The following is an 18,242-nucleotide window of genomic DNA, read 5'->3' as shown; positions in this document are numbered from 1 at the left end:
TGTTTCGCCCTCCACCAGGTGAATTCCAAGGTAAATGGCCGGTGGCAGCAAGGCCCACCATAAGCTTTCGAAGCTCAGCAATCCGACCAACACGAAGATGCAGACCCCGAATAGCGGCCCTATAATTGGAATGTAGTTGAGCAGGAAGGCTGTGGTGCCCCACAACAAGGGATCTCCCAGGCCGCAAAGATACATCGCGGCCGCCGTCGCGGCGCCCACCGCGGCATTCATGGCCGTGATCGTCACCAGATAGCCCGATATGTCCTCCTGGATCTGCTGAGAGATATCGACGGCTTGCCGCTTGTTGCTGAACGTCGGCAGGATTTCGACGACGCGTCGAAGGAATATGTTGCCGGCCACCAAAAGAAAATAGAGCACCAAGACGGTCGTAAACAGGCCATCGAGGACGGAGCGCGTCCCTGCGAAAAGTGCGCCCGTTATGCCAAGGTCGCGGCGAACCGAAACGATCGAACCCCGGCCAGGGGGAGCGTCTGCCGCCTGCTCGGCCTGTTGGATTATCTTTTGCAAAGCCTGGATTGGCCCTTTTATAACCTCCAAGTGTGCCTCCAGGCGCGGTATGCCCTCGGGCAGCCGCTCCGCCCAGGTCGCGGCCGGTACCGATAAGGCCGCCACGAGCCCTACAAGTGCTCCAATGACCAGGAAGACGGTCAAGAGCGCTCCGACCGCGCGAGGCACATGCACATGCCCCAACAGACGGACAGCGGGTTGAAGAAGGAGATTCAATACGAGGGCGAGCACGACGGGAAGGATGATCGAGCTCGCCACGTAGAGCGCCGCCAAGGCAGCCAGCGCGAATAAACCACCTAGAAAGAACGTGCGCGGATCGGATGGCAGCGGCATCTCCGTCTCGTCGACGACCTCCGTCACCGCGGCATTTGGCTCTGACGGGTTATCGTCCGGTACGGGCGTCAATGAGGAACGCTCTGGAGGTCGTTTGGCGGCAACCATTGGGGTTATCCTTCCGAACAAGCAACGACCTCGGCGCGCTTCGGGTGCGGCGTGCCCGCATAAATTACGTGGCCGCAAACTTGGCGTGCGTAACCGAAACTTTCGTTCCCAAAGCTCCGCTCAATGTCACCACTTGAGCATCAAGTTGTTTTTGCCAGCGCTTTTACCACTCCAGTACCAAGCCCCGTTTTCGGTTGAGCGAACACGCCATCCGATGTAATCAGAATTATAGATCGGGCCTGAGTGCTGCACCCATATTCATTTTTCCTGAGCGACCGTTCCTTAGTGCAGTTTCAACGCAACTAGAGAACGCCCTTTTTCTGCGGAGGCTGTTTCGCTTGCTCATCCGCCAGCAACTTCAAGAGCACTCCCCGCTCCGCTTCACTGTGCGGTTCAGCAAGACGTTTCTTGAACAGGGCCAGGTTCTCTCGGTGAATGAACTCCTCCATAGCTGACCTCCCTCATTCGCGAAGAACTTGAGTCGGCAGACGCCCGCAATCCATGCGTGCCACACGTCCGACTTCATAGGGTCTTCCGAACTTTCTAAAGTCCGGAGGATGTGCGCCTGCAGACATCCCTTGGGACCGGGGAAATTAAACACGCAGAACTCATGGCTTTAAGGCGAGTCTGCCGCGCTCGTTTGGAAGCAGCACCTCAACTTGACAGGCTGAAGTTGGCTGGGCTGAATTTCGGGCATGATGCCCGCCCCCAAGATCAGGCGTGAGCACAACACTCTCAGTCACCGAAAGATGCCGAGAACCACTAAACTACTATGTCACAGCGCAAGGCGAGCTTATGGTCAAAATTGCTCACGCACGAAACTTTAACGAAACAGGAATTCTGCAAGATCATTCACGACTTATTTCGAACAGAGCGGGAATTAGACCGAGCCGAGCTTAGTTCAAAACGCGATGCGCAACCTCTATGTGTGGAAGACCTCTCTTAACTGTGGATGCGACGAATGACCGACGAGCAAAGCCACAAAGTGCATTTAAGCTAGGAAGACCAAGAGCGATTGCGAGACCTTCGGTCGCAAAAGCCAGCCCGCAATGTCCCCAAGCTCGCACTGACGCCGGGCGCGATGCTTGCCGACCGGGTCGCTGAAACAGTTGGTTCCTGGCGCTTCATCATCATCCAAAGCGTCTTACTCGGCATTTGGATCATTCTGAACATGATTGCATTCATCAACCACTGGGACCCTTATCCCTTTATCTTGCTCAACCTGGTGCTTTCTTTCCAAGCAGCCTACGCAGCACCCATCATCATGATGAGCCAGAACCGGCAATCGGAGATTGACCGCAGGCACGCCGAACACGATTACCGGATAAACGTGAAGGCTGAACTAGAGATCGAATTGCTACACAACAAGATTGACGCCCTGCGTGAGCAAGAAATCCTGCAGTTGCTCAACATCATTCAGCGTTTGTCCGCGCACCTCGCGCCCGAGCTTGTCGCTGCTATCGAGGCCGGACGGGTGCCAGGTAAGACCTAGCTGAGCTTGTTAGTCGCTGACCGGCCAGTTGAGCCACGTTGATGCTTGTCGTCCGGCCAATCGGTGCCTCCGATGCGAACTGTCGCAAAAAACGAAGCCGCCAGACTGGCGGCTTCCACGAGAATCATCATCATTCGCCAGTGATGCTTCACCAACGACGATGGTGGGCCCACCCGTAGTGATGGCCTCGACCCCATCCGTAGTGATGACCTCGGCCTCCGTGATGGCCCCAGCCGTGCACCTGGATGATCGAGGTGTCGGTGCCGACAAGTGCATTCGGATTTGCGCTCGGCATTGCCGATGCAGACAGAATTGGAACGAGCGCAAAACTGCAAGCTGCAACTCCGATTAATAGAAACCGTTTCATGATGGGTTATCCCTCAGATCGCGTTTATCGCGATGATTGATAATGCGGCGGGGCGCGCGTCGTTCCCTTGGCAGGAACCAATATCGTGCAGAGTGACGCCCGCATGGCGGGCGTTTAATTCTTTGGGCTCAGGTATTGGACTCAGGTAGGAAGGCCTTCGCCCGCGATCACTCTCGGCGGGCGCTTTGTCTCGTGTTGGATGTTGCGGACGGCCTCGGCCAGCATCTCTCGCGGCACTCTCGTGCCGCAAATTTCAGGTCATCCTATGAAATGCCGGCGGCAACTCCTCTCGCACGAGTTCACTTAAATTTAACGTCTCGCCGCTTTCCGAAACGTCAGAGAATAGAACCTCGACAAAGGGATGCTGGCGATTGAATGCAGCGCCTCGCTCGTATTTCGCACTCACAATCCGCTGAAGTGCGGCAAGGTTCAGTCTGCCAAGGGCATTGTATTGATCGCGAAACAGACTTTATTGTATTGATCGCGAAACAGACTTTGTCGTCGTCCGCGACGCTCGACAGACTCCGCCCAAACGTCCATCACCTTCCGGCCCATGAACGCCTCGATCTGTTCATTTCCATCCCGAGCAAGAAGCCGTAGCCCGTCCATGGTGTGTTGTCCGTCATCGACTCGAAACTGTGTAAGTGACATGGGAGTTCTCCTGTTATCGGCGTTTATTTACATCGGCAGACCATCGCGGACTGCGCCTCCCTCGTTGTCCCACCGTGACAGAGCCAAAGTGCGCGATCTCGCATCGGTAGGCATGTCTTCTGTTAACGGCAATTTGCCGCGACCGGCATCATCCTTGTGGTTGTGAAGAAATCGGGCGATTTGGCCGCGGAGCGCCGCTGTCTCCAGTAACTTGCCAATCGACCCGGCGGTGTCGAAGATCTCCCGTTGCAGCGTCGTCGGCAGAGCATTCCATTGCATGATGATGGCTGCGCCAAGACACCGCAGAATAAGCTCTTCAAGGGCTACGCCGTGCGATCGGTCCTGTTCCGCCACCTGCACAGCATTGTCATACTCGTCCGCCAGTCCCTGCTCGTTATCGGCGAGCGAGGCAAATCGGTGCTGCAGCTTTTGAAATCTATGGACCTCATCCGGGTCGGTCGAACGCTTAATCAGTTCGTCGTACTCGGCTGCTTTTGCACGATACTGCTGAGATTTAAACATGCCGGGCCCTTTCGTTTGAAAGTCTCGGCCCATCTCCGACCATCCTCGATGGTCGAACTTGCCTAAATATGGGGATCAAAGGTTCGAATAACGAGGCCCCGGCGTACAAATAAGATGGCACAAGAGTGAGCAATATTGACCAGGGGGCTGGGCTGCCGAACCAGCATACTGCCGCATCACCCCACGATCATCGGCATCCGTGAACACCGGAGAGTTCGATCGTGCTTCCGTCTCATCCCGATTCACGACGCAGCGGCTTGAGACCCAAAGTAACAAGGATGACATGACAGAATCACCGCCCAATCATCTCGATCGTAACGATTGGGCTGCCCGGGCATCTGAGGCTTTGGCACAGGCAGAGAAGTTGCCGCCCGGCTTGATGCGATGCAAAGCCATCAGAAGCGCGCCGCAACTTCGCTTCGCCGCAGACATGAAGAAATGGCTGATACCGAAACAGCCAACGGTGCGCCGAAGGCGACAGGCTGACGGCGAGCCACTCCCATAAGACGCGCATTGCCTCGCTCCGCCGATCTGAGGCGAGCATTCTGTCGCCGGCGGCCAGCGAACTGACGCGCTCAAAGAAGTCGGGCTTTTTTCCGTAGAACTGCTGATAATCAGCAGGTAATGTCTGAGAACGGAGCAAGCCCCGCAAGTGATTAGCTGGCTAAAACAGCTCGTGCCCGGGCGCTTGGCAGTTAACCGAGATCGGGCAGGTTTGCGAGTCAAAGGAGGCTTCCGTGGCAAAGCCAATCAAGGACGTCTTTGACCCCCAAAAATTCCTCGCCAAAGTGGGCGCAGGGAAAACGTTTCTCGAGCTTCCGAAAAACCGGCACGTGTTCGAGCAAGGCGACGTCGCAGACTCGGTGTTTTACATTCAAAAAGGCAGGGTCAAGCTAACGGTCGTGTCTGAGCAGGGCAAGGAAGCGGTCGTCGCAATTCTGGAGCCCGGCCAATTCTTTGGCGAAGGATGCATGAATGGTCATCCATTACGCATCGCGACAACAACAGCCATGGAAGATTGCGTTATCACGTCAATCACCAAAGACGCGATGATGGCGGCTATTCGCGACGAACCGAAATTTTCACAGCTCTTCATGTCCTATCTTCTGACCCGGAACGGTCGGATTGAGGAGGACCTGATCGACCAGCTCTTCAATTCGAGCGAGCGGCGGCTTGCTCGACTGTTGTTGCTGCTCGCGAATTTTGGCAAGGAGGGCAGTCCGCAGCCGATCAGCGCGAATATCAGTCAGGAGACATTGGCCGAGATGATCGGGACGACGCGATCCCGCGTGAGCTATTTCATGAACAAGTTTCGCAGGCTGGGCCTCATCAGCTATAATGGGCACATCGAGGTCCACAATTCGCTGTTGAGCGCGGTTTTGCATGAGAAGCCCCTGCTGAGAGAGCGCGATTAGCAGGGCGGTCCCAAGGAACGACCCCAGGGCGTGGGGGCGTGCTGAGGCCGTCATTTCATCGGATGCTTGGGGGGCATATGCATCCGGTCGCCCCTCACCAAGTCGCGCCGACGGTGCTCGTTCCGCCAGGGATGCGAGGTCGAGATCCGGCGCACCAAAAAGGTGCGTGAAATCGTTGGCCGACGTCACTATTCCCCTTCGAGGAAATGCCCCAGCGCCTTTAGTGGGCGCAACCTGTCACAGATGATCTTCAGAATAGCCAGCATCGGCACAGCCAAGATCGCACCAAGCACGCCCCACATCCAGAACCAGAACACCAGCGACAGGATAATCAGCACCGGGTTCAACGTGAAGCGCCGCGCAAGCAACATGGGCGTTAGTGTTTCGCCCTCAACGAGATGAATGCCGAGGTAGAGCACCGGCGGCAGCAAGGACCACCACAAGCTCTCGAAGCTCAGCATTCCGACCAGCACGAAGATGCAGACCCCGAAAAGCGGCCCCAAAATCGGAATATAGTTGAGCAGGAAGGCGGTGGCGCCCCACAACAAAGGGTCTCCCAGGCCGCAAAGATACATCGCAGCCGCCGTCGCGATACCCACAGCCGCGTTCATGGCCGTGATGGTCAGGAGATATCCTGATATGTCCTCTTGGATCTGCTGAGAGATATCGACGGCTTGTCGCTTGTTGCTGAAGGTCGGCAGGATTTCAACGACGCGTCGGAGGAATATGTTGCCCGCGACCAAAAGAAAATAGAGCACCAAGACCGTCGTAAACAGGCCATCGAGTACGGAGCGCGTGCCTGCGAAAAGGACACCCGTTATGCCCAGATCGCGGCGAACCGACACAATTGACCCCCTGCCAGGCGGAGCATCTGCAGCCTGCTCGGCCTGTTGGATGACCTTTTGCAACGCTTGGATCGGCCCGCTGACAAGCCGTAGGTGTGCCTCCAGGCGCGGGATGCCCTCGGGCAGCCGCTCAGCCCAGGTCGTGGCCGGTACCGATAACGCCGCCACCAGTCCTACAAGCGCTCCAATGACCAGAAAGACGGTGAAGAGCGCTCCGACAGCCCGGGGGAGATGCTAACGCCCCAAGAGGCGGACAGCGGGTTGAAGCAGGAGATTCAGCACGAGTGCAAGCATGACTGGAAGGATGATCGAGCTTGCCACGTAGAGCGCCGCAAGGACACCTAATCCGAACAGGCCACCGAGAAAGAACGTCCGCGGATCAGATGGAAGCGGCATCTCCGTCTCATTGGCAGCCTCGATTGCCGCAGCGTGTGGCTCTGGCGGATCGACATCCAGCGGGATGGGAGGACCCTGCGGCGGCGGTACGACGGCAACCATGGTTTTCCCTCTGGAGATGAGCGGATCATCTCCTCGGTGCCAATCACCCCCCTTTCAGCGTCAGGCTTCGCAAGAGCACAGGCGTGAAGCTTTTGCTCCGCTCCTCAGGCAGGCAAACAAGCGGCTTACGAAGCCCGCCTAAATTGCAGCGAGGAGGACTTCGTCGTGACCGCACCTTGCGCATTTAAAGGTGCGCAGATCAAAACCGGACTTGTCCGGTTCGATGCAGACCAACGTCATCGGAGTGCGGCATCGCGAGCAGCTATGAATTCTGAAGTCTGCGGCACTAAGCCTCGGATTGGATTGACTAGACAGCATGATACTCCCCTTGAGAACCAGGCGGGAGCGCGACACTCTCAGTCACCGACTGTTGCCTATGGTAGGGCGGTGATCCAAACAACCTAGCTTTTTGGGTTCCCTCTGCGCTGGTCAATATTGCTCGCTTTCGCAAGAAGACACGCGAGAAAACAGCACCACGCGCAGCGCCCGGTTCAGATGTTGAGGGCGGCTCTTGAGCCGCCCTCTCGCGTTTTGTAGCTGCTTGTCGTGTGGTTGCCGAGCTCGCCTAACCCTCAATGATGTAAACGATCTCATGCGTGCGCGGGCGAAGGATGATGTACTTGCCGTGCACGAGGATGAAGTCGTATCCACGCCATTCCGGATAGATTTCCACGATACGTGACGGCATCGGGTAATACCGGACACCGGCTGGGACAGCCGTTCCGATCGAGAGATTGAAATTCACGTTCGTTACTTCCTCGACCTTCTCTTGCTTGATCGCCGAGGTTATCTGGGTGCGCTTCTCGGCGGGAGGCGATGCCGTCGCCGAGGTTGCCGCATTTCCCGTCGTCCTACTGTCGGAAGTCGAGGGCTTGGTCTCGGCAGTCGGCGTTTTCAAGTCCTTTGAGGTGGCGGTCGAATCAACGGCCTTTGCCTTGCTGTCGGCTTTCTGCTCGCTTGCCGTCTTGCTGTCAGAAAGTGACTTCGATTCAGCGGTCGGATTCTTCATGTCCTTCGAAGTGGCGGTCGGAGCAGTCGAGTCCGATGCCTTCGACTGGCCCTCGGCTTTCATGTCGCCGGTCGTTTTTGCGTCCGGCTTGACCTGCACATGTTGAGGCTTACCCTCTTTTGACGCAGCGCCTGCCGCTGGTGCGTTCATCGGCACCGCAGTATCGCCTTTAGGCGAGGCGGCAGCCGGGGCTTCCTTCGCTGCTCCTTGAGCGGCGCCTTGCGCTGTCGCAAGCCCGGTCGTGGCCAATAGGGCGGCAACGGCCGCAGACGCCATTAAGGACTTCTTCATCTGATATTTTCCAATTCAAATCGAGTCTATGCCGACGAGCGTCGGCCATAGGGTGGAACGGTCTCAACAGACTGTAGTTCCGCTGATGTCTTCGGTTGGAAGATAGGCGCCGTCAATTGACGACGATTACATTCAGCCTTTCGTTCGGGCTCCCGGACGCGCTCTCGCGTCTAGCTGAATTACTGGCGTAAATAACTGCGCTGTGCCATCTAAACCCAAAACGGCTATTGGCTCTCGAACAGGCACTAAGCGCGCTCGCAAAAAACGCCTCTTTTGCTTCTGCGCGGTCGTAAATTCGAGGACGTAGTTTTGAATAGCGTGCTTGGCAAGCACACTTAAGCGGCGCGTGAGTTGCCATGCCTGCAGAGTGGCGACCCAATCCTGGGCTTGACAGAACTTGTCGTAGCACCAAGCGAGAGCAGGAATTGATATAAGTTTCTCGCGGCTAAGTTTGAAAAGCCGCTCAACAAGCAAGAATTTGAGGAGCTCGCCAAAGATGAGGACCATAAGTCCCTCAACGAAGTGGCCTGTCGCCATCAGGTAAGCTGCGATTGGCTTGACAGGCTCCAGCAAAATAACCGGCACAATGAACAATGCCAAGGTCGGATACGGCCGAAGCGACACAATCCACGCCCGCACGCTCTCAAACACCCAGCAATCCGCCAGCCAGCGAAGTGCAGGCTTGGCGAGAGCGAAAAGCACGACATCCACCAAGAAGTAGACGGCGGCCATCAGAAATACAGAGGATCTGAATATGCGGCGCAAGCTGGTTCTCCGACGAACCAAAGCGCGAACCCATCATAAGTTCACCGGCCAAAGCGACGGATTACAAAACCACCACGGAACCTTTGTTCGGCCCGCTGTCGGAGCTTCGCTGCCGCCCGGTGGATCGTTCGGGCCTTTAGGTGCTATGCTGCCGATAGTCGAGCGCGGTCAGTCCATGGATGGCACGCTCGCACAGCTTGTCGGCATCGCGCTCGCCGTCGCCTGCTGCCTGTACAATTCTCCTGGCAATGATTTCCCGATCTACCTCCAGCTGGCCGATGTGTTGAAGCGTTCGACATGCCAGGTCGTACGCCGCGTTCACGGCGGTTACCTGCTCTGGGTCAACGGATGAGCTTTCGAAAATCGGATTGACACTGGCCATAATGCTCCTCACGGCGGCTCGTTTGCCAAGCTTAGTTACGCCTCGCGATGAACCAGAGCCACTTTGCTCCGGCACCGCGGGACAGACATGTTACCGATTTGTCGGGGTCATCCTTGCAACAAGCTCTGCGAATGGCTTGTACGACTGCTTGGCAAGATCGCCGTAAAGCGCGCCGATCTTCTGCGACTCCGCAACGAACGTGTCATAAGTTGCCTTGGCGAAGTCGGCCTGAATTTCAATCGCCTTGTCGAGCGACTTTACGCCCGAGAGCATCTCAACAAACAGTTTCGCGTCCTCAAGCGACTTCTTCGTGTAGTCCCCGTAAGCACTGGCAATCGCAACGAAGCCCCCAGGCAAGGCGCTGGACGAAGCTCCTGTATTGAGTTGATCATTGCCATTCGGTTGGTGCGGCAACTTCTGGTCTGTCCGGATCTGATCTGACATTTATGTTTCCTTGTTCGTTTGGTGGTGGATCAACGTCGCGCGCCACCAATGGTTGCTTCAAGCACCCTCAGTTCTCGCTGGTCTGTTCCGCGGCGTGTGTTCGTACGACGAACGGGCCGCTGCTCGCGCGCAGCGAATTTCTCATCGGCCGGTCGGCTAGCCATCTGCCGGCGGCGCGTCGGCGCAGACAGGCCAGCCAGGGCCGGTAGGACGCCTATCCATGGGAACGATCTGACAGTTGCGTATTCGAAAAATGAGTCGAATCGTGAAAGCGCGTGTATGGGATAACCGACGCTAGTTCGGGAGGTGATCAATATTGGTCAGCGGCGGCAGCATCCATAGTTACACGATGGTGCATCACCGCTCGCAGTGGCATCCACCGGTGACTGGGAGTTTCGCGCTCCCGCCCTGATCAAGGCTAGCTCCATGACCATCCAGCGACCGATGTGTCCCAAATGCCAGATAAGCATGATGCTGGCGCGCATTACGCCCGGTCACGCCGGCTTTTGCATTCATACCTTCGAATGTCCCGCTTGTGATGTCATCCACCAGCTCCTCGACCAGGCAGTCGACCCGATGAAATGCGCAAATACTTTAGCTTGGTTTCGGGGCGAACTGCGGGCGCCGACATAGCACGCGCGCAACCGAAGCGATCAAGCCCTGAAAGCATCGATGTGGGCATTGCGGCGACGAAGCCGAGTGCGACGCTTGGCTTCGCAACGGCCGTGACCTGCACAGCTCCAACGAACATCTGGCTCAGCGCATCGATCCGCGAACTCAGCGCCGCCCTTCGACATATCGAAGGATGGTCTCCGAAAGGCGCACGACCAGCTCTTTCAGCTCTATATCCTCCTTTTCGAGAGAGCCGAAGGGCGCCAATCATTTGCATGTCGTCGTCCGGATTCTGGGGCCAAAAGGTGGGCGGCTTTCCCTCGGCGATTATTCCTTCCTCCCAACAGCCCTACCCCGAGGATACATACACTTAGTGATACCGATTCGCTGGTCGATATTGCTCAGTTTCAACGGCGAGCGCTTAGTTATTATGGCCCTGATCTGCCGCGACGCTCTCCGTTGCGGCTTGCTCTTGCCGCCACCAGCATGACATCATGCTGGGAGAGCCATGCTACCCAACCCGCTCCGCATAGCCGCCCGAGCAGCGGCGAAGCGTTGAGCCAACGATATCGCCGGCAGACGTAGTCACCCGAACATCCGCATCATGATTGCTTTGCCTAGGGGGGCGGCGCGTATTCCGGTGAATGCGGTGACGTAGTCACCGGAATAGAAAGCTCGAATGAGATCAACGCGCGTGTTGAGGGTCGCATCGAACCGGATCCCCAGTGCGCCGCACGACCAGAGCGGCGACAGTTCTCTCCCGAAGAGTGCAATGAACGGCAGCGCCAACAGGTGGGGGATTGTTGCTCACGAAGCGGGCACCCGTGATCGACATGTCTGCCAAGCGGTAGATGCCGGACCGCCCACCGATATTGAAAAGAACCGGCTCAGTTCGCTCGAACCGCTCGGCCTTTCGCCGCCGCGGCTGCTCGATGGACACCAAGCAGACGATCGTCAGGATGACCGCATTGTATAAACTCCAGGCCAGCGCGAGGCCGCCATAGGCGATCATGTCGCCTTGCGCATGAAGCACGAAGGCATAGGCAATTCCGGCGAGCGTGATCGCCAGTGCGGTGCCGTATACTCTGAGCAGTGGCCATTCGATGAAGCGTTGATTGCGATCCCCGCCCTTTGAGGTGACCTCGAATTTGTGCCCCTGCGTCTTGAGCAGCCCCGCCGCCACGGCTTTGAGAACCGCCGGCAGTGCAATGTATTGAGCGACGTCCGACATCACCGCCATGGAGCGTCCGCGGGAAATCCAGGCAATGGTGAGCGAATACCAGACATAAAAAGGCAGGAAATATTCGAGGAGTACGGAAAGATCCGTCTGGACGGCTTTGATGCCGAAGAGAAGATAAAGGCTCGGAACGACAAGACCGAATACCTTGATGACATAGGTCGAGGTCCAGCTCATGAATGCTTCGACGAGGGACAGCCTGTCGACAACATCCAGCTGCGATCTTCGGGAAAAGGGGCCGCTGCGCCCCCGAATGATCTGCATGAAGCCAAGACACCATCGGCTGCGCTGAGTGATGTACTCCTTGAGTCCCTCCGGGGCTAACCCCAAGGTCAGACGTTCGTTCAGGTACACCGTGCGCGCGCCAATTTCCTTCAGCCGCAGCGTCAGCAAGTAATCCTCCGTCACGGAATCGGTCGGAAAGCCGCCGATCTTCACGAGGGATGAGAACCTGATGACCGACGACGTACCGCAGCAAAAAGCCACGCCCCAGGCGTCCTTCGATGGCATCAGAATATCGAAGAAGAAGCGCTGCTCGTCCGGCCAGACCTTGGTCGCGGCCAGATTGGTTTGGATCGGATCCGCATTGATGAAATGCTGAGGCGTTTGCACCACGCCTACGCCAGGATCGCGGAGCAGGCATATCGCGCGAGCGAGAAATTCGGGCATGGGAACAAAATCGGCGTCGAGGATCGAAATGAAGTCGGGGGGATCGGCGAGCCCTGTCACGTGCCGCAGAGCGTGGTTGATGTTGCCGGCCTTGGCGTCCTTGTTGTCGGGCCGTGCCAGATAGCGGCAGCCGAGCTCGCCGGCAAGCTTTTCGAGCCAGTCGCGCCGCCCGTCGTCCAGAACCCAGACACGGTAGTTGGGATAATTCATTCCCGTGGCGCAGATAATTGTGCGCTCCAGGATCGACGTTTCCTCGTTGTAGGTGCAAATGAATACGTCGATCAGCGGAGCTTGCCGTCCGGCAAGCCACCGCCTGTTGGCTTCGACTTGCGGCGTTCGATCGGTCGTGCGGCTTAGAAACAGCAGCGACAGTGCACTCGCCGCGAGTGACGCAGCCTCGACGATGAGGAACAGCGCTCCCACGACGAAATCGGCGGTCCAGCCGACCGGCGGGACCGTGGACGTGATGCGCCATCCCAGATAGCGGATCATAAGCAGCAATAGGATTGCGATCATCAGGGAACGCGCCGCAGAGTTCCCAGGCCGGAGCCAGGGCAGGATGGCAAGGCAGGACCCGAGCGCAATAAGGCCCGGCGTCAGCGCGGGGATCATGGCTTTCTCGCAGTCTCTCCCGAGAAGATGACGCGTCCGGTTCGCCCGACCGGACAATCGTTGGAGCCATCGTTGAGGTCGGGGACCGAAATCGTCGCACGATACGGTTCCTTGCTCAGCGCATCGGGATTGATGGCAAGGTTCGCTGCGACCCCTGCGGAGCCGGTGAGATTGACGACGGTTCCAGCCAATTGGGGGCCGCCGGCGCTCGGCCGGAAATGCGCGAGAGATCCCAGTTGCAGCCCGTTATACACGCTCTCAGTGACGTTCGCCGTTACCACGGCGCCGGAACAATCGAGTAGACGAATGAGCGGTTGTCCGGCCCGGACGTCCTCTCCAGGCGCCGTCATGACCTCCCATATTCGGCCGGCGATGGGGAACTTGATGTCCGCCTCGGAGCGGCTGATGTAACGAGATCGCTCTGATTCAATCTCGCCGATGAGCCACGAGATTTGCGCATCAGCGTGCGCTACGTCCGCGGTGAGCCCTTCAGCCCGCTGCCGCATTTCCTCCTCACGCTGCACCGAGCTCGGACGATCGTTGTAGCTGTCGCCGAGGAAAGTGCCCTCGCGCGCCGCGGTGAGCTCAACCTGGGTTGCATCCAGGCGGCGTCGCGCGCCGATTTCGGTCTGCTGAGCAATGGTTTGATCTCGCGTCAAGCGCCCAAGCTCGACAGACGAAACGCTGCCCGATTTGATAAGCGATGAAGCTCTTTCCACCGCGGCCGCCGCCTCTTCGCGACGCGCTGCGGCCGCTTCGATTGATGTTTGGATTTCTGCGATGCGCGCCTCGAGCTGACGGATGCGCCCCGCCGTGAACAGGGCCGCCTGACGCGCCAGATCCTTCTGCGCTGCGTGGGCCGAAGCTATCTTCGAAATGAGGCTTGGCCTCTCGTTTTCCAGGCGGGACATTTGGCTGCGCAAATCATCGAGCCGCACGCGGTCACCGCGCGGGTTGACGACCTGAAGGATGAAAGTGCCCGCGGCAACGATGCCTGGATCGCCCGACAGAGAGGAGCCGGCTGAAATCTTGCCGTCGATCGGCGACCTCAATGTCACCAGTCTCGAGTTGACGACGGCTTCGACGCTTGACGTCTGGAAAAGCGCTCTCAGCGGGAGCCAGCCGAATACTGCGACGATGGCGATGCCCGCAGCTGCCTTCACAACTCGCAGTGGTATCCGGCTCGGCTTGGATTGCGCCACATTCGCGGTTGGAGCGTCAATCTCCGAGGCCTCCGTCTTGCCGGGATTAAGATGCGCATCCAACTCCAGCTGCAGATCGTACGCTCCTTTTGATACGCCAACCGATCCCGTGGGAGATTCGACGGTGTGTGGACCGCCGCCTTCGGATGCCGAGTCGCAACGCGGTTGATTCTTCATGGTAGACATGATCACCAACGCGCAACCTAGGCGAGAGATGCAGGCCGCGGAAGAAAAATGCGATGTTGGTGAGACAAATGCTACTGAAAGGCGAGAATGCTCTACAGTAGCGGATGGCCGGAACCGCATCGCCCCACTGAGGCGCAGGTTCGTGCTACCGTTCAGCCGTGGCGTTGTCGACGTGCAGCTTGGTCATAGGCGAAGCCGGCGGCATTGCCCTCGCGAAGCCCGCCAGAATGCTGGCGCCAAGCTCCGAGGTCGGGACCGGCCGGCCGAAGAAAACCCCCTGGACCTGATGACCGTCGGCCGTATCGAGAAACGCCGCCTGGCTGGCGGTCTCGACGCCTTCGACCGTTACGCGCATGTGCAGCCTGCGTCCGAGCGCGATGATCGCCTTGACCACCGCTCCGACCTGGCAACCGGCGGCATCTTGCGAGCTCCATCCAGGGCGTTTGCCGCCCTGATGTTCAGTTCAGAAGCTAACAACGATTTGGCTCCCTTAATCGGCCCTAATGAGCCATTGGCTGGAGCTGACGGCGCTAGCCTGCCGGGTGGAACTACCACTGAATAAGCACCACAGCAGCGATCAGCAGCACGAACAAGATCGGCAGCAGTACGGGAGGTACCATCCACTCGCTCAACTTGGAGATATTCGACATTTGACCGCCTCTTGGTCGTGGCGGGAGCACAAGCTCTCAGTCACCGATAACAGCCGACGGGCGCGCGGGGATGACTAGGATATAGTGCCTATTCGCAGAATAACGAGGCCAAGCGCAACTTTCTTGCCGTCGTCAGCATCGAGCGGCATTGTAAGACGCTTCCGGTATAACCACTTGAGTTGGCGCAACTGGATCGCTTCAGCATCCCCCTTCGCGCCAAGCTTCGGCCACGTCCGATGTTGTCAGCCTACCGCCTGCACGCAATGTCGACGTGAGCGTCGCGGGACAGGATAAGCTATGAGCATCCGAAATCTTTCGATGCAAATCGTGCCGGGCACCGGTCTCCTGTACCGGCAACTGATCGGCCTCAACCGTGATTGAGTTCCAAATCACAGTCGTTCTTATGATCGCACGCGGCGCGCCGTGCGATTTTGGGGACACGACAGCGCTATTGAGGCAGCGTTCTGACTCGCGGAACGGTTGCGTGGGAAGCACGCCCCTCACCTGGGAAAGTGGAGATACGCGAGAAGGAAAAGTCCTCCACACGACAGGAAGGTAATCGCGTGCAGTCTCGGTTGGCTCTTCCGGCACACGGGTGTCAGCCCAGCCGCTACTATTCAGGAGGGCGGATCAAAGGGGCGACGTTTATCTATTCGTCGCGCAATTTCGCCCAGCTTGCAAGATCAGCTTGCAAGATCAGCTTGCAAGAGTAGGATCGTCTCAACAATTTCCGCCGCGCGAGTTGCTTGACTATCCGCGCAGCTCCACAGCTTTCTTGCTACCAAGCGATTCGGCACAAGCTTTTGCAACGGCCGAGTTTGGCTCGGTGCTTCCCGGCATCGTGGCCCAACCGCCCTTTTCAACGAACTTGCTCTGGTCCCATGCATAGGTCGCTTTCTTCATTTCAACCAGGTTCGTCGATGCATCCGCGGCTTGTCGAAACTTCTCAACGCAGATGGGTGCGAGAGCTGCGACGACAGCCGTCGCCGCACTATTCCTTGCGAGCGTCTCGGCGGTCCCACCCGTCACCCAGCCGCCCCAGCTGAAACCCACGATTGCCAGAGCAATTGCTCCGGCCACGGCTCCCCACAGTGCCGGCCGCACGGCAGCTTTTGTCTCCCTGGAGATTTCCATCGTTTTCACCTTGACCTAGAGGTAAGTCGACTTCACCCGTTAAGAAGGCTAGACACGTCGAGCGATCGGCGTCTGTACCAAATTGCTCACGCAATCGCGTACGGACAGTCGCGGGATGGCCCGATGCGCCCGTTCGCCGCTGTGCCTACGGCGAGTATCCGCCCCGCGGGGCCCGGAGCGGGGCTCCCGGAAATGCAGCGCCTTTGTGAAATCTCTACCTTTCGTAGTTGAGCGCTGGTGGCGCCAGAATCGGTTCGAGTGTTCCTTTTTGAACAGACGGCGACATCTTTCCCCGATCTCTTCCGTGCATTGCCTGACTTGGAATGTATTACCGATCAGCCCGGCCATCGTGGCCGGGCTTTTCGCTTGAGGACTTCGCGGTCGATGCCGATAGAACAGCAAGTCTCACCTCGGCGTCTCGGCAAGCGAAAAGTAGCTTCCCTGGAAGAGTTTGCCGGACTGCGGTGTGCGCAGGCGATCTCAACTCACGTGCGCTCTCTTTAAGCAGATAGTCGTTCTACCTCTCGGAATCGGTTCATCCGTTTCCTTCTCTGCCATTCTGCGTCATGAGCCGGCTCGCTTAGAAATCCATACCTCCCATGCCCCCCATGCCCCCGCCACCCGCAGGCGCGCCGCTGCCTGCGTTCCTCTTCGGCACTTCGGCGACCATGGCTTCGGTGGTGATCAAGAGAGCCGCAACCGAGGCCGCGTTCTGGATCGCCACCCGAACCACCTTGGTCGGGTCGATGATGCCTTTGGTGACCAGGTTAGCGTATTCGCCGGACTGGGAGTCAAAGCCGTAGCCGTACTGACCCTTCTCCAGGATCTTCCCGACGATCACCGAGCCATCCTCGCCAGCATTGATCGCGATCTGGCGGGCCGGATACGATAGTGCCTTGCGCACGATCTCGACACCCGTCTTCTGGTCATCGTTCTTGGTGCGCAGCCCCTTGAGATGCTCGGAAGCGCGCAGCAGGGCGACGCCGCCGCCCGGGACGATGCCTTCCTCGACGGCCGCGCGGGTGGCATGCATCGCGTCATCAACGCGGTCCTTGCGCTCCTTGACCTCAACCTCGGTCGCGCCGCCGACGCGGATGACCGCGACGCCGCCGGCGAGCTTGGCCAGACGCTCCTGCAGCTTCTCACGGTCGTAGTCCGAGGTGGTCTCCTCGATCTGCGCCTTGATCTGATTGACGCGCGCCTCGATGTCGGCCTTCTTGCCGGCGCCGCTGACGATGGTGGTGTTCTCCTTATCGATCATCACCTTCTTGGCGCGACCGAGCATGTTCAAGGTAACGTTCTCGAGCTTGATGCCAAGATCTTCCGAGATCGCCTGGCCGCCGGTCAGGATCGCGATGTCCTGCAGCATGGCCTTGCGACGATCGCCGAAGCCCGGAGCCTTGACGGCCGCGACCTTCAGACCGCCACGCAGACGGTTCACGACGAGAGTCGCGAGCGCTTCGCCTTCTACGTCTTCCGCGATAATCACAAGCGGCTTGCCGCTCTGCACCACGGCTTCGAGCAGCGGAAGCAATTCATTCAGGTGAGACAGCTTCTTCTCATTGATGAGGACGTAGGCGTCGTCCATCTCAACGCGCATCTTGTCTGCGTTGGTAACAAAGTAAGGCGAGATATAGCCACGGTCGAACTGCATGCCTTCGACGACCTCGAGTTCAGTCTCGAGCGACTTCGCTTCTTCAACCGTGATAACGCCCTCGTTGCCCACCTTCTTCATGGCGTCGGAGAGGAACTTACCAATTTCCGCGTCGCCGTTCGCCGAGATGGTGCCGACCTGGGCGATTTCCTCGTTCGAAGTGACCTTCTTGGAGTTCTTGACGAGGTCCGCGACGACGGCTTCCACGGCGAGGTCGATACCGCGCTTCAGGTCCATCGGGTTCATGCCGGCGGCAACCGCCTTGGCGCCTTCACGGACGATCGCAGCCGCGAGCACGGTGGCGGTAGTGGTGCCGTCGCCGGCGGCATCAGCGGACTTGGAGGCGACTTCGCGCACCATCTGGGCGCCCATGTTCTCGAACTTGTCCTCGAGCTCGATCTCCTTGGCGACGGTGACGCCGTCCTTGGTGATGCGGGGAGCGCCGAACGACTTGTCGAGCACGACGTTGCGGCCCTTCGGACCGAGCGTGACCTTGACCGCGTTGTTGAGAATTTCGACACCGCGCAACATCTTGTCGCGGGCATCTACGCCGAATTTGACTTCTTTGGCCGACATCATGATCTCCGTTTTCGACTGGTCAGATCCCAATGATCGCGCCTGGGCGAGCTCTTAAGG

At 58.3% G+C, this 18,242-nt stretch carries 14 protein-coding genes and 2 pseudogenes; 3 read left to right on the top strand and 13 right to left on the bottom strand.

All coding sequences use genetic code 11. From position 1 onward, the window contains the following. Positions 1–969 (bottom strand): AI-2E family transporter (locus E4K65_RS42870; RefSeq protein WP_135179225.1); only part of this gene is annotated, 969 nt, incomplete at its 3' end. Positions 970–1,271: 302 nt separating this feature from the next. Continuing rightward, on the bottom strand, positions 1,272–1,418 hold the full coding sequence (locus tag E4K65_RS47945; protein WP_167771607.1) for a hypothetical protein: 147 nt from the start codon (positions 1,416–1,418) through the stop codon (positions 1,272–1,274). Between the two features lie 566 nt (positions 1,419–1,984). Between E4K65_RS47945 and E4K65_RS42865 the strand changes: the two genes are divergently transcribed. Next, the gene (locus E4K65_RS42865) at positions 1,985–2,461 is read left to right on the top strand and encodes a DUF1003 domain-containing protein (protein WP_235885992.1); all 477 of its coding nucleotides are present in this window, start codon (positions 1,985–1,987) and stop codon (positions 2,459–2,461) included. Positions 2,462–3,257: 796 nt separating this feature from the next. Here E4K65_RS42865 and E4K65_RS50115 read toward each other — a convergent pair. Continuing rightward, entirely contained in the window at positions 3,258–3,479 is a 222-nt protein-coding gene (locus E4K65_RS50115) for a hypothetical protein (protein ID WP_430649055.1), read from the bottom strand. Positions 3,480–3,506: 27 nt separating this feature from the next. Next, positions 3,507–4,001: a hypothetical protein gene (locus E4K65_RS42850; protein WP_235885990.1), complete on the bottom strand. Its 495-nt coding sequence runs from the start codon at positions 3,999–4,001 to the stop codon at positions 3,507–3,509. A gap of 737 nt (positions 4,002–4,738) precedes the next feature. On the opposite strand from E4K65_RS42850, the gene E4K65_RS42845 reads away from it, so the two are divergent. Continuing rightward, positions 4,739–5,416: a Crp/Fnr family transcriptional regulator gene (locus E4K65_RS42845; RefSeq protein ID WP_135179222.1), complete on the top strand. Its 678-nt coding sequence runs from the start codon at positions 4,739–4,741 to the stop codon at positions 5,414–5,416. A 188-nt stretch (positions 5,417–5,604) separates the two neighbouring features. On the opposite strand, the pseudogene E4K65_RS42840 reads toward E4K65_RS42845, so the two are convergent. The 3 genes and pseudogenes from E4K65_RS42840 to E4K65_RS42830 all read right to left on the bottom strand — a co-directional run bounded on the left by E4K65_RS42840 (position 5,605) and on the right by E4K65_RS42830 (position 8,791). Further along, positions 5,605–6,759 (bottom strand): annotated as a pseudogene (locus E4K65_RS42840) (AI-2E family transporter). A gap of 565 nt (positions 6,760–7,324) precedes the next feature. Continuing rightward, a complete protein-coding gene (locus E4K65_RS42835; protein ID WP_235885989.1) occupies positions 7,325–8,059 on the bottom strand; it encodes a DUF1236 domain-containing protein in 735 nt (244 codons plus the stop codon). A gap of 132 nt (positions 8,060–8,191) precedes the next feature. Then, positions 8,192–8,791: a hypothetical protein gene (locus tag E4K65_RS42830; RefSeq protein ID WP_235885987.1), complete on the bottom strand. Its 600-nt coding sequence runs from the start codon at positions 8,789–8,791 to the stop codon at positions 8,192–8,194. Between the two features lie 22 nt (positions 8,792–8,813). Between E4K65_RS42830 and E4K65_RS42825 the strand changes: the two genes are divergently transcribed. After that, entirely contained in the window at positions 8,814–9,176 is a 363-nt protein-coding gene (locus E4K65_RS42825; protein WP_135179221.1) for a hypothetical protein, read from the top strand. Between the two features lie 120 nt (positions 9,177–9,296). Here E4K65_RS42825 and E4K65_RS42820 read toward each other — a convergent pair whose 3' ends face one another. From E4K65_RS42820 to groL, 6 genes and pseudogenes are all read right to left on the bottom strand, one after another. After that, positions 9,297–9,650: a phasin family protein gene (locus E4K65_RS42820; protein ID WP_135179220.1), complete on the bottom strand. Its 354-nt coding sequence runs from the start codon at positions 9,648–9,650 to the stop codon at positions 9,297–9,299. A 1,197-nt stretch (positions 9,651–10,847) separates the two neighbouring features. Next, positions 10,848–12,780, bottom strand: a pseudogene (locus E4K65_RS42815) (glycosyltransferase). Continuing rightward, entirely contained in the window at positions 12,777–14,159 is a 1,383-nt protein-coding gene (locus E4K65_RS42810) for an HlyD family secretion protein (RefSeq protein ID WP_135179219.1), read from the bottom strand. The pseudogene E4K65_RS42815 and the gene E4K65_RS42810 overlap by 4 nt, the downstream one beginning before the upstream one ends. Positions 14,160–14,313: 154 nt before the next feature. Continuing rightward, positions 14,314–14,562 carry an EAL domain-containing protein gene (locus E4K65_RS42805; RefSeq protein WP_235885985.1) on the bottom strand — a complete coding sequence of 83 codons (249 nt, stop codon included), beginning with the start codon at positions 14,560–14,562 and terminating at the stop codon, positions 14,314–14,316. Between the two features lie 1,006 nt (positions 14,563–15,568). Then, positions 15,569–15,952 carry a hypothetical protein gene (locus tag E4K65_RS42790; protein ID WP_135179217.1) on the bottom strand — a complete coding sequence of 128 codons (384 nt, stop codon included), beginning with the start codon at positions 15,950–15,952 and terminating at the stop codon, positions 15,569–15,571. A 580-nt stretch (positions 15,953–16,532) separates the two neighbouring features. After that, the gene (groL, locus tag E4K65_RS42785; RefSeq protein ID WP_135179216.1) at positions 16,533–18,182 is read right to left on the bottom strand and encodes a chaperonin GroEL; all 1,650 of its coding nucleotides are present in this window, start codon (positions 18,180–18,182) and stop codon (positions 16,533–16,535) included. Positions 18,183–18,242: the final 60 nt, after the last annotated feature.

The sequence above is a fragment of the Bradyrhizobium niftali genome (assembly GCF_004571025.1).
Taxonomy (GTDB): domain Bacteria; phylum Pseudomonadota; class Alphaproteobacteria; order Rhizobiales; family Xanthobacteraceae; genus Bradyrhizobium; species Bradyrhizobium niftali.
The sequence above is the reverse complement of the archived record's forward strand: the minus strand, read 5'-3'. Positions and strand labels throughout refer to the sequence as shown.

Excerpts from the sequence above, each read along its gene's own strand:
- E4K65_RS47945 (WP_167771607.1), bottom strand. The coding sequence starts at position 1,418 with ATGGAGGAGTTCATTCACCGAGAGAACCTGGCCCTGTTCAAGAAACGT.
- E4K65_RS50115 (WP_430649055.1), bottom strand. The coding sequence starts at position 3,479 with ATGTCACTTACACAGTTTCGAGTCGATGACGGACAACACACCATGGAC.
- E4K65_RS42850 (WP_235885990.1), bottom strand. The coding sequence starts at position 4,001 with ATGTTTAAATCTCAGCAGTATCGTGCAAAAGCAGCCGAGTACGACGAA.
- E4K65_RS42835 (WP_235885989.1), bottom strand. The coding sequence starts at position 8,059 with ATGAAGAAGTCCTTAATGGCGTCTGCGGCCGTTGCCGCCCTATTGGCC.
- E4K65_RS42830 (WP_235885987.1), bottom strand. The coding sequence starts at position 8,791 with ATGGCCGCCGTCTACTTCTTGGTGGATGTCGTGCTTTTCGCTCTCGCC.
- E4K65_RS42825 (WP_135179221.1), top strand. The coding sequence starts at position 8,814 with ATGCGGCGCAAGCTGGTTCTCCGACGAACCAAAGCGCGAACCCATCAT.
- E4K65_RS42820 (WP_135179220.1), bottom strand. The coding sequence starts at position 9,650 with ATGTCAGATCAGATCCGGACAGACCAGAAGTTGCCGCACCAACCGAAT.
- E4K65_RS42810 (WP_135179219.1), bottom strand. The coding sequence starts at position 14,159 with ATGAAGAATCAACCGCGTTGCGACTCGGCATCCGAAGGCGGCGGTCCA.
- E4K65_RS42790 (WP_135179217.1), bottom strand. The coding sequence starts at position 15,952 with ATGGAAATCTCCAGGGAGACAAAAGCTGCCGTGCGGCCGGCACTGTGG.
- groL (WP_135179216.1), bottom strand. The coding sequence starts at position 18,182 with ATGTCGGCCAAAGAAGTCAAATTCGGCGTAGATGCCCGCGACAAGATG.